This window comes from Streptomyces sp. OR43, assembly GCF_008042275.1.
Classification (GTDB): Bacteria; Actinomycetota; Actinomycetes; order Streptomycetales; family Streptomycetaceae; genus Streptomyces.
The window spans coordinates 4,173,652-4,186,435 of sequence record NZ_RDBK01000043.1; the positions used below are offsets into that span (position 1 = coordinate 4,173,652).

The 12,784-nt window shown below is 71.6% G+C and carries 8 protein-coding genes; 2 read left to right on the top strand and 6 right to left on the bottom strand.

Features of this window, described 5'->3' with window-relative positions; translation table 11 throughout:
* Window positions 1-30: 30 nt before the first annotated feature.
* From EAO72_RS37895 to EAO72_RS37905, 3 genes are all read right to left on the bottom strand, one after another.
* Window positions 31-2,490, bottom strand: coding sequence for a GTPase-associated protein 1-related protein (locus EAO72_RS37895; RefSeq protein ID WP_148021522.1), 2,460 nt, complete (start codon window positions 2,488-2,490; stop codon window positions 31-33).
* Window positions 2,491-2,812: 322 nt separating this feature from the next.
* The gene (locus EAO72_RS37900; protein WP_148021523.1) at window positions 2,813-3,718 is read right to left on the bottom strand and encodes a hypothetical protein; all 906 of its coding nucleotides are present in this window, start codon (window positions 3,716-3,718) and stop codon (window positions 2,813-2,815) included.
* A 12-nt stretch (window positions 3,719-3,730) separates the two neighbouring features.
* On the bottom strand, window positions 3,731-5,557 hold the full coding sequence (locus tag EAO72_RS37905; RefSeq protein WP_148021524.1) for a hypothetical protein: 1,827 nt from the start codon (window positions 5,555-5,557) through the stop codon (window positions 3,731-3,733).
* Between the two features lie 411 nt (window positions 5,558-5,968).
* Between EAO72_RS37905 and EAO72_RS37910 the strand changes: the two genes are divergently transcribed.
* Window positions 5,969-6,865 (top strand): LysR family transcriptional regulator, encoded by an 897-nt coding sequence (locus EAO72_RS37910; protein ID WP_148021525.1) that lies wholly within the window; start codon window positions 5,969-5,971, stop codon window positions 6,863-6,865.
* Window positions 6,866-6,919: 54 nt separating this feature from the next.
* On the opposite strand, the gene EAO72_RS37915 is transcribed toward EAO72_RS37910, so the two are convergent.
* Window positions 6,920-7,900, bottom strand: a complete 981-nt coding sequence (locus tag EAO72_RS37915) for a helix-turn-helix transcriptional regulator (protein WP_148021526.1) — start codon at window positions 7,898-7,900, stop codon at window positions 6,920-6,922.
* Between the two features lie 281 nt (window positions 7,901-8,181).
* On the opposite strand from EAO72_RS37915, the gene EAO72_RS37920 reads away from it, so the two are divergent.
* The gene (locus tag EAO72_RS37920) at window positions 8,182-11,199 is read left to right on the top strand and encodes a S8 family serine peptidase (protein WP_261991767.1); all 3,018 of its coding nucleotides are present in this window, start codon (window positions 8,182-8,184) and stop codon (window positions 11,197-11,199) included.
* 76 nt (window positions 11,200-11,275) lie between these two features.
* On the opposite strand, the gene EAO72_RS37925 is transcribed toward EAO72_RS37920, so the two are convergent.
* Both EAO72_RS37925 and EAO72_RS37930 read right to left on the bottom strand, forming a co-directional pair.
* Window positions 11,276-12,046, bottom strand: coding sequence for an SDR family oxidoreductase (locus EAO72_RS37925; RefSeq protein ID WP_148021527.1), 771 nt, complete (start codon window positions 12,044-12,046; stop codon window positions 11,276-11,278).
* Between the two features lie 242 nt (window positions 12,047-12,288).
* Window positions 12,289-12,699 carry a RidA family protein gene (locus tag EAO72_RS37930; protein ID WP_148021528.1) on the bottom strand — a complete coding sequence of 137 codons (411 nt, stop codon included), beginning with the start codon at window positions 12,697-12,699 and terminating at the stop codon, window positions 12,289-12,291.
* Window positions 12,700-12,784: the final 85 nt, after the last annotated feature.

Here is a 12,784-nt window from a genome sequence, read left to right on the forward strand (position 1 = left end):
GGCGCACCGCGCCCCCGACGACTCGCGCGGTCAGCCCCGGCGCACACGGCCCGCGATCCGCCGGCTGATCCGCCCCAGGGCGCCCCGGCCCCGTCGGTTCCAGTCGTGGAAGGCCTCCGCCCGACCGCTGCTCCCCGAGCTGCCCACGGCCTCCTCCACCGCCGCGACGTCTTCGGCGGAGAGCGTGCGCACGGCGGGGCGCAGCACCTCCTCCAGCAGGGCGTCCGCGGTCCGGCTCCACTCCGCCCCGGCGTGCGGATGCGCGGTCCAGACGGCGAAGCAGTCCGCGGCGTACGCCGGTTCCGCCTTCAGGCGGGAGCGGACGCCGGGCCCGCGCGCGGCCCGTTCGTACGCGGCGATGAGATCGCGGTCGCCGCTGTGCACCAGGGCGTACAGTTCGGCCTCCGGCCGGTCCGGCGCGAGCAGCCGCGTGGCCAGCGCCCCGTAAGCATGGCCGAGCACCTCCGGCTCCAGCGGCTCGGCGTCCGCGCGCAGCGCGCGGGCCCGCTCCGCCCACTCCGGCGCCGCCGCGTCCGACCGGATCTCGCGGGCGAACTCCAGGAGCAGCAGGGCTCCGCGTTCCCGTCCCGCGATCTCCTGCGGGAAGCCGCGCAGCAGGTCATGGGCGAGTTCCGGCGCCCCCTCGTCGGCGGCGGGGGCACCGAGCGCCGCCGCGACCAGGTGCGACCAGGTGCCGGCCGTCCGGTGGGCGTCCGACGTGGCGGCCTCCAGCAGCAGTCGTGCCTCGCCCGCCGTCATCGGCCCGTTCCCCGCGCCGGCCTCCCACACCAGCCCCACGGCCGTCCGCAGCACCAGCGGCTCCGCGAACGGCGACACCCCGGCGGCCCGGAGCACCCGGTGCACCGCGCCCACCCGGTCCGCCCCGCAGCCGGCCTTGGCCTCCGGCGCCTCGGCGCACATCCGCAGATGCGGCAGCGACTGGGTGCCCGTGAACGGCAGCGGGACCCGGCCCAGCAGCCGCTCGACCCCCGACGGATCCTGCGGCGCGATCCGGTCCAGCGCACCGAGCAGGGCCGTACGGACGTCGAACTGCTCGTCCATCAGCTCCAGCAGCGCGGGCGCCCAGCCCGGCTCGCCGTCCCCGGGCTCCAGCAGCGCCGGCGCGAGGCGGCGGACGACCGCGGGCAGCAGTTCCGCGCAGTCCACGCCGAGCAGCCGGGCCACCCGCAGCAGCTGCACCGTCCGGGCCACGTCGAGACCGACGCCCGCGCCGCTCAGCTCGGTCAGGATCTCCGGGCCCAGCACCGAGGCGACGGCCGCGCCCTCCGGACCGCTGAAGGCGCTCCGGCCGGGCAGCTCCACGGAGCCGTTGCCGCCGCGGACCGCCTCGGTGACCAGCATCGCGGCCAGCGGGGCCGTCGTCGACGCGGGGGAGCGGCCGTCGAGCGCGGCGAACAGCCGTCCCGCGGCGTCGAACTCGGGGCCGGTGCGGTCGTCGACCCCGGGCGCGGTCAGCGCGTCGACGAGCTGCCCGGTGCGCTTCGCGTCCAGCGCGTAGGGACGCTCGGCGGCCCAGCCGGCCGCGGCGGCGCGCCCGCCGGTGCCCAGCGCGATGCCCGCGCACAGGGCCGTCACGGCCACCGGCCCGGCGGCGAACGGCTCCCCGGGCAGCTCGGCGGCCTCCCGGAACAGCTCCGGTGCGCGGCTGCGCCAGATCCGGGCGGCCGTTTCGGCCCAGGCGTCGGCCACGGTCCCTTCCGGGCGCGGCCCGGTGCAGGTGTGGACGTGGAAACCGGGGGCCGTCAGCGCGTGCGCGTCCTGCGGCAGCACACCGACGATCTGCTGCGGCGCCCGCCGCGGGTGGCGGGTGTACGTGGTGAACGTCAGCCGTTCGGCGAGTTCCCGGGGCAGCGCGACGCAGGCCAGCGCGATCCACCGGGCCACGTCCGCGCTCTGCCGCTCGACGAGCACGACCCGGCCGGCGCCGTCCCGTCCGTACAGCCGGCGCAGGTCGGCCAGCACACCGGCGAGCCAGGGTCCCCGGGAGACGGCGAAGTCGTTGAGCGCCTCGCGGTCCCGCGCGTGGCCGGTGGCGGGCAGGGCGGCGAGCGGGCCGGGCAGCGTACGGTCCGGTGTCGTGGCGGCCCAGCGGGCGGACCGGCAGGCGGTGATCGGGAGCGCGCCGCCCGGCAGCCGGGTGCCGGCGGGGAGATGGACCGCGTGCGCGTGGAAGCCCACGTCGGAGCCGGGCGCGGACCGGACCGCCACGGTCCTGGCCAGCAGATGACTGCCGTCGGACAGGACGCTGAAACTCAACGCCTCGGGCAGCGCGCGCAACGCGGCGTCCCCGAGCCGGGGTTCCATTCCGGCGGGCGTCCCGTACGCCAGGAGAGGTCCCGCCTCGGTGAGCACGGACGCGGGTATCGCGGCGTCAACTGCCGTGAATCGGGCCGGTATCGGTTCGGCCTCGCCGGTGCCGGAACCGTCCCCGCCGGTTGCGGAGGTGTAGTGCAACTGCGCGAGGCTCATAGGTCGGCTCTCTTCGTCCCTGCCGTGAAGGTCCCCCCTGCCACCCGCACCCTCCGTCGCGTGGTGGCAGCGCCGTCCCGGCAGAGCGACGACCCCGGCGGGAGTGTTCCGCAGTCGCTGGGGCGACGCTATCAAGGACTGGGGGCACCCGAGGTCGCGAAGACGGGGGCCGCGACACGCAGCTCCGGTCGCCGCCTTGACGCGGGCGACGCCGCGCTGCCGCGCGCCGGGATCGGTGAGGTCCCCGGCCCGCCCGGCACCGGTCGATCCCGGTGCCGGGCGGCACGTGCCCGGCCCTGCACGGCAGATCGCTGACGCGCGTTCAACTCCCGTGCAGAAGCATCGCTATACCGCCGACGGGCCGCTCGTCCCTGTACTGGGCGATCTGGAAGGGGACGAAGGTCCCCCTTCCCACCTCGTCGGTCACGACGACCAGCAACTCCATCTCGCGCTGCTCCCGCGGGCCGAGTGTCAGCGTCCGGGTCACTGCGTCCTGGCCCTGGACCTCGTCCGCACCGGCAGTGCTGGTCAGGGACAGCCATGCCGAAGCCTGCGTCGGCCGGAGTCGTTCATCGGTGGCCAGATTGGCCCACAACTCCCGTGGCATGGCCCGGACATCGATCTGGTACGTGACTTCCTGATCCATCGGGTTCGTCGCCAGGAACGCGAACGGCTGGGGCGGTGAGGCCGGCATGGCGGTCAGGTTGTGCTGCGCCCAGTGCCTGTCGTTGACGGGATCTGCCAGCCCTCCGGCGGCCACGTTGTCCAGCGGATGCCAGACCTTGGCCAGCAGGCATATGTGGTTTCCCGAGCTTGCGGGAATCCGCGCGGTGACGGGAGAGGTTTCTGCCCTGCCTCCATGGGGCGGAACTTCGACCGGCGAGAATCCGATGAACTTGGAGGGATCGGGGATGACGGGTCCACTCACCGGCCTGGACCACCACACGCCGACGTAGGCCAGCGAAGCACTGTTCCCGCCCTGCCAGTTGCCGACGGACACCTGGACCGTCAGGTCTTCTCCGGGCTCGAACGGCGTCAACGGCTGGATGCCGGAGCACAGATACCAGCAGACCTCAGGGGGTACGGGCCGTTCACCGATGTCCTCCTCCGCATAGGGAAGGGCGGGCGGCGGGTAGCTGTGGATGTACAGGAACGGCCGGTCGTTCGCCTCGCCCCGCGGTTGCTGCTTGCCGTTCGGCCGCTGATCGCGGCCTCGGTCCACGTCCATGGCTGTCGGTCCTTACTGGTCCGGGTAGGCGAGAACGTCCACACCTACCGGGTCGTCGTCGATGGAGCCGACGGTGGACCAGCACGGATGGGCCACACCCCGGTCCGCGTCGAGGTCGAGGTTCCGGGCGCCGGGCGAGCCGTCGGCGATCTCTTCCCACCTCCGAACGCAGTCGGGGACCGCGACAGCGAGGAATCGTCCGGGATCGGCGCCGACGGGAACGTGTGCGGAGAAATCCACCGGGTTCTCGAGCTCGGTCTGCGGATACCGATAGAACGTGTGGACGTCGTCCAGCTCGGGACGATGCGGCTGCACGGTGTCATTCGGGACCGTGAGGAACTGACGGTAGAGAGGGAACTCCAGACGTCCCTCCGGGTAGATCAGTCCACACCCGGAAAGGAATGCGCTCGCCTTGCCCAGGGCCTCCCACAGACGAACCTGTAGGTCGAACAATTGGGAGACGAGTTCATCCATCTGAGGAACTCCTGCCGCAGTGGTGAAATTGCTCGCGGTGAGGGGCTGGTTCTGTGCGGCCAGCGCATCCTTCTCTTCCTGGCTGAGATCGATGGTGAATGCGTTTCTCCAGTTCTCCGCGACATGCTTTTCCCAGAAGGTGCAGGATTTGCCGTCGGCCCATTCTCCCCAGCAAGGGCCTCCCAGCAGGCCGGCGAAGGCGAGGAATGCCAGCACGGCGATGCAGAAGCTTCCGCAGGCGCTCTCGCTGTCGGCCGTGCTGTCCGTCGCGGTGGGCGGGGGCTTCTGCCCGGCGCCGAACCCGGGGCCACCGGAGAACGTGGTCGGCACCACACCGGGCCCATGGGCGTACGCGGGCGTTGCGGTTTCCGGCGTGGTGGGCGACTGCGGCGGATGCGCGGGGTCGGAGAACATCTTCGTGATGAACTGGGGCGCAGGCAGCGCCGGCGTCGGTGGCTGACCGAACGTATCGAGAAGTTCCAGCTGCCTGACCAGGCGCTCGTACCCTTGCCCGAGGTCGGGCACCGCGGCCAGTCGCGACAGGTCGTACGTCGCCCCGAGCGTGCGGGTGAGGAAGTCGATCGCCTCCCCCGGCAGCGTCCCGTCCGGAACTCCGGTGAAGCGGAGGGAGTCCGCTATCCCGCGACAGCTCTTGACGTCCGGGTATCGTTCGCCGAACCACGACCCGACCGCGTTCCGCGCTATGCGGTCCCGGAATCGGTGGGAACGGCGAGGTCCGCCGACGACCTGCGTGAGGTACGTCGATCCGTGGACGTTCGTCGAGTAGCCGGACAGGATTCCGAAGGCCATGGCACGGGTTTCCGCCGTGCCGGCCTCGCTGAACGCGGCACGTGCGAGCGCATCGGTTCTGCGGGCGAGAAAGACGTCCCCCCAGCCCCACTGGGACAGGGGCTCATCCTGTTGCCGTGGATGCCGCGGAATATGGGACATTTTCCGCAGCCTCTTTCCGAGACTGTCCATCTCGGTGAACGTGGTCTTTGCGTTGTTCATGAGGTGACGGAAGCTCAAGGTGGCATCGCAGAACCTCGATGCGGAACCCGGGGCCGACGGATCGACCAGTGCGGACTCGATCGCACTGCGAATGCGGCCGACCTCGTTGTAGAGCGCGACGCCTTCCGTCCACATTTTCGACGCTTCCGCGAGCAGATCGACCTCCGCGCCGTCCGAGGCCGCGTGGTGCAGCACCTGGTCGAGCAGGGCCCCCAACCGTGCGTACGCGCGGTGGTCGGCGCAGTCGGCCACGAGCTGGTCCCGGGCTGCCCCGAGTCGAGGGTGAACGGGCGCGGCGGCCAGCGTGTCGATCTGATGAGACAGCGCGACGACATGGGTTCGAGCGTCAATCATGACGCGTATCCCCTTTTGGGTGTCGGTGATGATGTCCCCCGACAGAACTCTGGGATGGATCTGCTGCCGGCGCCGACGCCGGCGTCGGCACGTTCGCGCAGTCCTCGCACCCGCCCGGGCTTTCGACCCCGCATTGCGGGATGTCCGAAAGGGCCTTTGCCCCCAGGATCGCGCCGATCCACCCGTGCGGCAACTCAGTCGGGAGCGACTCCGGGGCGAGTCGGCGGAGTTCGTGGCCTGTCGGCCTGTCGGCCTGTCTGCCTGTCTGCCCGTCCCGGACACCGGCCGAGACAGGGACACCCGCAGCCGGGAAGCGGAATATATCGGGGCACCCCCCACGATGTAACCGCTGTCAGTACAACGATGGCCGCGGTGTGACCGCAGCCCATCGCCGGGAGGGGACAGGAGCAGATGAGCCTTCGCCAGTTCGAGTACGCCCTGGCCGTTGCCGAGGAGGGCTCGGTGACCGCGGCGGCGGAGCGGCTGCGCGTCGCCCAGCCCTCGGTGTCCCAGCAGATCCGCGGCCTGGAGCGCGAGCTCGGCGTGGAGTTGTTCGCCCGCACCCCCACCGGGCTCGTCGCCACCGCGGTCGGCCGCGCGTTCCTGCGGGAGGCGGAGGTCGCGGTGAGCGCGGCGCGGAAAGCCAGGGCGACCGCGCGGGCCGGGGCCGACGAGCTGCGGGGCGAGCTGGTGGTCGCGGCGCAGATGGGCTTCGGTACGCGGCAGTTGCCGGGCGCCCTGGACGCGCTGCGCCGCCGCTACCCGCGCCTGGAGGTGACCGTCTTCGAGGAGCCGAGCTCCGCGGAGCTTGAGCGGCTGTGCCGCCGGGGCGTGCTGGACCTGGCCCTGATGGCGGCGTGCGAGCGGAGCCCCGCCGACGCCCATCGGCTCGGCGACGAGGAGTTCGTCGTGGTGCTCGGTGCCGGGGACCGGCGGCTCGCCGCGGACCGGGTCGATCTGCGCGAGATGGAGGGGGAGTCATGGGTGAGGTTCGACCGCGACAGCGCGCTCGACGGCGTCCTGTCCCACGTGCTGCGGGACAACGGCCTGCCCCCGGCCACCGCCGCCCGTGTGTCCCAGACCGCGACGGCCGTGCGCTGGGCCGCCCACGGGCTGGGGCCCACGCTCGTTCCCGCCTCCGCGGTGCCGTACGGCCACGAGCATCTCGTCCGGCCGGTGTACCCGGCCGTGTACCAGCCCGTCATCGCGGTGCTCCGGCAGGGAGCCGGTCCGGGGGAGACGGCCCTGCTCGAGCTGTTGCGCCGGGAGACGTGGACCGAGTCCGCGTCCTTCGCGCCGGCGTCCTGACGGGTGGGTGAGGACGAGGACCGCTGAGTTCCCGGCGCCGGTGGGCGGTCCTTTTCAGACCCAGCCGCGTTCCCGCGCCGCCACCCCGGCCTGGAACCGGGTACTCGCGTCCAGCCTCCGCATCAACGCCGCGACCCGACGCGTCGCCGTGCGCACGCTCACGCCCAACTGCCTCGCGATGGCCTGGTCCTTGAATCCGGCGTACAGCAGGCGCACCAGCATCAACTCCTCCTCGCTGGGCCCCTCCACCACGCCCAGGCCGTCGGAGAGCAACGGCTCGGCCCTTTCCCAGTACGCCTCGAACAGCTCCATCAGACCGTCCAGCAGCCCCGACGGATGAACGAGCACGATGGAGTCCTCGCTTCCTCCCGCCAACGGCACCACGGCGACCCGCCGGTCCACGATCCGTGCCTTGAACGGAAGATGGGGCAACAGCCGTGACTGCTCGCCGAGCTCGGCGAGATGCAGAATCGACTCCAGCCGCCCGGGCGGCTCGGTCGACTCCAGGCAGTACACGCCCCTGACATCTACCCCGCGCTCGAGCCACTCCCGAGTCGTCGCCGTCTCCTGCTCGTTGTGGTGCGGCTGTCCCACCGGCTCCAGGTAGGGCGGCTTGTCGAGCGTCCAAACGTGCGTGGTGACGGAGCGGCTCAGCTCTCCGACCTTCCGTGTCATCTCCTCGCGACCGGTGAGTACTTCCACCAGGGCGCCCGGGTCCGACTGCAACTGCCCGCTCCGATGCAGGCGCAGCAGCTCGGCGAACTCCGTCTCCACCCCCGCGAACACCGTCTCCGATTCCGCCCGGCGCCGGTGCAGCAGGGCAGCCAGCGCCGGCTGCGGGCTCACCGCCTCCCACTGTCCCCGAGCCACCTGCCGCACCAGCCCCAGAGCGGCGAGACGCCTCAACGCCGTTCCCGTACGCGCCGCCCCGGCCCCCGCGGTCTCCGCGAGATCGAGCACCGCGCTCCGGGGGGCCGCGAGCACGGCCCGGTACACGTCCTCGTCGAAAGCCCTTACGCCTACTGCTTCCAGCACTGCCAACCGTCCCTGTCACACGTGTGGGGTCGCCCCGGACAGGTACGGGCAGGCAGCTCGCCGACCGATGGTCCCCTCGCAGGTGGCGCGTTTGGTCACCGCGCCAAACACGCCATCAGATTATCTGGACACCAAGTGATCGCACAGCGTTCACTTCTCTCGAATCGCCTATCGATCACCCCACATCAACGGCGTTTCGTCGTCACCAAGTCGCCGACTCACACCCGGGCGAGTACCCCCGCTCGCCTCTCCGGCATGCCCGAACACCTGTGAGGAAACCCGTGACATCCCAGCCACGAAGAGCGTCCCGCGTCCGACGCGGCACCATCGGTGCTCTGCTCACCACCACCCTGGCCGCCGTCAGCCTCCCCCTCGCCACCCCCGCCGCCGCGAGCGTCCCCACCAACGCCCTCGCCGCCGGCAACTACCTGATCACCCTGGCCGACCAGCCGCTCGTCACCTACGACGGCGGGGTCGACGACATCCCGGCCACCAGGCCCGCCGAGGGCGCCAAGCTGGACGTCACCGCCGCGAAGGCCAAGCGTTACCGCACCCATCTGACCGACGAGCAGAATCACGTCGCCAAGAAGGTCGGCGCCACCGTCCGGCAGCACTACGCCGTCACCACCAACACCTTCAGCGCCCAGCTCAGCGCCGCCCAGCTCGTCCAGCTGGCCCGCACCAAGGGCGTCATCCACATCGCCCCGGACCGGTTCCACCAGGCCACCGACGACAAGAACTCCACCGACTTCCTCGGCCTCTCCGGCCGCAAGGGCCTGTGGGCGGCCCTCGGCGGTACCGCCGAGGCGGGCAAGGGCATCGTCATCGGTGACATCGACACCGGTATCTGGCCCGAGAGCGCCTCCTTCAAGGCCCCGGCGCTCAAGGCCGGGAAGTCCGCGGGCAAGCCTGGCAAGAAGCCCGGCAAGCCTGGCAAGGAGGACCGTTACCGGCCCTACCTCGACGGCACCGCCACCGTCATGAACAAGGCCGACGGCAGCACCTTCACCGGCACCTGCCAGACCGGCGAGAGCTTCACCGCCACCGCCTGCAACGAGAAGATCATCAGCGCCCGCTACTTCGCCGACGGCTGGCTCCGGCAGGTCCCCGAGTCCAACCGCGGCGGCTATCTCTCCCCCCGCGACAGCCAGGGCCACGGCACCCACACCGCGTCCACCGCCGCCGGCAACGCCGGGGTCCGGGCCACCGTCGACGGCAAGGACTACGGCACCGTCTCCGGGGTCGCCCCCGCCGCCACCGTCGCCGTCTACAAGGCGCTCTGGCAGAGCAAGGACGGTACGAAGGACGGCGGCCTGACCAGCGACCTCGTCGCCGCCATCGACCAGGCCGTCGCCGACGGGGTGGACGTCATCAACTACTCCCTGGGCGGGGAGTGGGAGAGCCCGTACGACGACCCGGCCCAGACCGCGCTCCGCAACGCCGCCGCCGCGGGCGTCTTCGTCGCCACGGCCGGGGGCAACGCGGGCCCCACCGCCGCCAGCCTCGACAACACGGCTCCCTGGACCACCACCGTCGCCGCCGGGACGATCGCCCCGTACACCGGCACGGTCACCCTCGGGAACGGGAAGAGCTACACCGGTATCAGCACCACCGTCCGCGACACCGTGCCCTCGGCGCCCCTCGTCCGTGCCGCGGCTGTGAAGTACGCGGACGCCGACACCGCCGAGGCCGACGCCTGCGTCGCGGGCACACTCGACCCCGCACGCGCCGCCGGGAAGACGGTCGTCTGCGACCGCGGCGTCAACGCGCGTGTCGACAAGTCGGCAGAGGTCAAGCGGGCCGGCGGTATCGCCATGGTCCTGGTCAACCTCCGGAAGGAGAGCAGCGACGGCGACCTGCACTCCCTGCCGACCGTCCACCTGAGCGGTGCCGAGGCCCTCGCCGTACGCGACTACGCCGCCACGGACAACGCCACCGCCACCCTCACGAGCGGCGGTAAGGGCGGCCCGTACCCCCAGGTCGCCGGGTTCTCCTCCCGCGGTCCCTCGCTCGCCGGCAAGGGCGACCTGCTCAAGCCCGACCTCACCGCCCCCGGCGCCACCATCCTCGCCGCCGTGGCCCCGCCCGGTAACCAGGGTCACGACTTCGACTTCTACTCCGGCACCTCCATGGCGACCCCGCACATCGCGGGCCTGGCGGCGCTCTACCTCTCCGAGCACCCCACCTGGTCGCCCATGAGCATCAAGTCGGCCATGATGACCACCGCTTCGCCCACCAAGACGGCTGACGGCAAGAACAACGGCGACCTCTTCGCCCAGGGCGCCGGTGAGGTCGAGGCCGGGGCCATGCTGCGGCCGGGACTCGTCTACGACTCCCATGAGCAGGACTGGCTGGCCTACCTCGAAGGGGTAGGCGTCGACACCCGGACCGGCACCGAGGCCATCGACCCCAGCGACCTCAACTACCCCTCCATCGCGATCGGTGAGCTGTTCGGCACCCAGACGGTCACCCGCACCGTCACCGCCACTTCGGCCGGCACCTACCGGGCCAAGGTCGACCTGCCCGGCGTCAAGGCGACCGTCTCCCCGTCCGTCCTGCACTTCAGCCGCGCCGGGCAGAAGCGCACCTTCACCGTCAAGCTCGACGTGACCACCGCACGCTCGGGACTCCTCGACACCGGTTCCCTCACCTGGACCTCCGGCCGCACCACCGTCCGCAGCCCGATCGCCGTCACCCCGCAGAGCGTTCACGCCCCCGCCGAGATCAAGGGCAGCGGCACCAGCGGCGAGGCCACCTACTCCGTCACCCCGGCCACCGGCACCCTGACGGCGCTCGCCCACGGCCCGGTCTCCTCGCCGCTCACCGAGGCGACCTTGACCGGTACCGCCGCTGAGACCCACTACGAGACGGACATCCCGGCCGGCACCGAGGCCTCCCAGATCACGGTCCGCTTCGACGCGGCGCCCGACACCGTCGTCGGTGTCGTCTGGGGCCCGATGGTCGACGGCGTCCCGCAGTCGGCCGCATTCGCCGACCCCGACAGCGACGGGGTCGCCACGATCAGTGTGGCGCAGCCGAGCGTCGAGCGGATCTTCGTCGCCGTGGTGTCCCTGGGCAGCACCGATGACACCGTCACCCCGTACACCTTCCAGGCGAACAACGTCTCCAAGAACAGCCCGGCCACCGGCACGGTCACCGTCACACCCGACCACGCCCGTGTCACGCCCGGCGCCCCGACCGACCTGACCGCCACGTGGTCCGGCGTTCCGTCGGGTGTCCGGTCCACGACCTGGATCGAATACCCGAACGGCGCGGGAACCATCCTGACGCTCAACTGACGCCCGTACGAGGAAAGCGGCGGCGGCGCCTGGGCGCCGCCGCCGCTTTCCTCTGTACTCCGGAATTCCGTATGCGTCAACTCCTGGGGAATTCCCCGCCGTCCACCGTGAGAATGTTGCCGGTCACCCAGCTCGCCCGGTCGGAAATAAGGAACAGCACGGCGTCGGCGATGTCGTCGGGACGGCCTATGCGGCCCAGCGGCACGCCGCTGTTGTCCGCGCCCGACCCCGGGACCATGCGCGCCCACTCCTCACGCGTCGCCTCGCCGCCGGGGGTCTCGGTCCTGCCGGGGCTGACGATGTTGACCCGGACGCCGGACGGTGCCAGCTCCAGAGCCAGCCCGCGGCTGTAGTTCTCCAACGCGGCCTTCGCCGCCGTGTAGTGCAGGAACGGCGGGGGTGTGAACGGGGTCGCGGCCGAGGACACGTGCACGATCGTCCCCGAACCCCGCTCCCGCATCCCCGGCGCCAGCAGGGCGTCCAGCCGTACGGAGGCCAGGTAGTTCAGGTCCAGCTGGTTCTGCCACTCCTCGTCCGGGATGTCCCCGGTCTGCCGGAACGGCCCCGCCCCGCCCGCGTTGTTGACCAGGATGTCCACCCCGCCGAGCGTCTTCCGCGCCGCCGCGGCGAGTGCCTCCGCACCGGCCCGTGTCCGCACGTCTGCCTCGACGAAGGTGACCCCGTCCGGCACCGCGTCCGGAGCCGACCGGGCGGTGGTGAGCACCTCGGCCCCCGCGTCGCGGAGCCGGCGCACGACGGCCGCCCCGATTCCGCGGGAACCACCTGTGACGAGGGCCCGCTTTCCGGCGAGTTCCCGCGTTCCCGATCCGTTTTCCGTCGTGCTCATTTCCGCTGTTCCTCTCGGTGAAGTCGTACGCTTCCGCGTTGTTTTGAAGGTACGACCGGGAGAGAAGGCGAGGCAAAGACCAAAGGGCAGCAGGCGCTATAGGGGATTCCTATAGCGCCTGCGACAGGAAACGGACCGTGGGCTCAGCCCTGGACGGCGTACGCGACGAAGTGGGTCCAGGCGGTGGGGGAGAGGGCGGGCTAAGGGGCCTGTCCGAGCTGTACTGAGCAGCCGCGCCGGCGTCAGGCGTCGAGGACGGCGGCGACCGACTCGATCTCGACCAGCTGGTCGTAGTAGCCGAGCACGGTGACGCCCATCAAGGTGCTGGGCACGTCGTGGTCACCGAACGCGGCCCGGACCACCTCCCAGGCGGTCACCAGGTCCTCCTGGCGGGTGGAGGCGACGAGTACGCGGGTGCTGATGACGTCGTCCAGGGACGCGCCCGCGTCCTTGAGCGCGGTCCGCAGGTTCTCCACAGCCTTCGCCGCCTGGCCCGCGTAGTCGCCGACCGCCGCGGTGGAACCGTCCTCGTTCAGCGGGCACGCGCCCGCGAGGAAGATCAGTCGTGCCTCGGCGGGGGCCGTGGCGGCGTAGGCGTACTCGGCGACGTCGGACAGAGAGGCGGAACGTATGAGGGTGACGGCACTGGGCATGGTCGGTCAGGTCCTCCGGTGTTGAGGCTGGCAGGGAATCGGGCCCGGCGGGCCGGGAACGTGGACCCGGCCCGCGCGCAGGGTC

Excerpts from the sequence above, each read along its gene's own strand:
- EAO72_RS37895 (WP_148021522.1), bottom strand. The coding sequence starts at position 2,490 with ATGAGCCTCGCGCAGTTGCACTACACCTCCGCAACCGGCGGGGACGGT.
- EAO72_RS37900 (WP_148021523.1), bottom strand. The coding sequence starts at position 3,718 with ATGGACGTGGACCGAGGCCGCGATCAGCGGCCGAACGGCAAGCAGCAA.
- EAO72_RS37905 (WP_148021524.1), bottom strand. The coding sequence starts at position 5,557 with ATGATTGACGCTCGAACCCATGTCGTCGCGCTGTCTCATCAGATCGAC.
- EAO72_RS37910 (WP_148021525.1), top strand. The coding sequence starts at position 5,969 with ATGAGCCTTCGCCAGTTCGAGTACGCCCTGGCCGTTGCCGAGGAGGGC.
- EAO72_RS37925 (WP_148021527.1), bottom strand. The coding sequence starts at position 12,046 with ATGAGCACGACGGAAAACGGATCGGGAACGCGGGAACTCGCCGGAAAG.
- EAO72_RS37930 (WP_148021528.1), bottom strand. The coding sequence starts at position 12,699 with ATGCCCAGTGCCGTCACCCTCATACGTTCCGCCTCTCTGTCCGACGTC.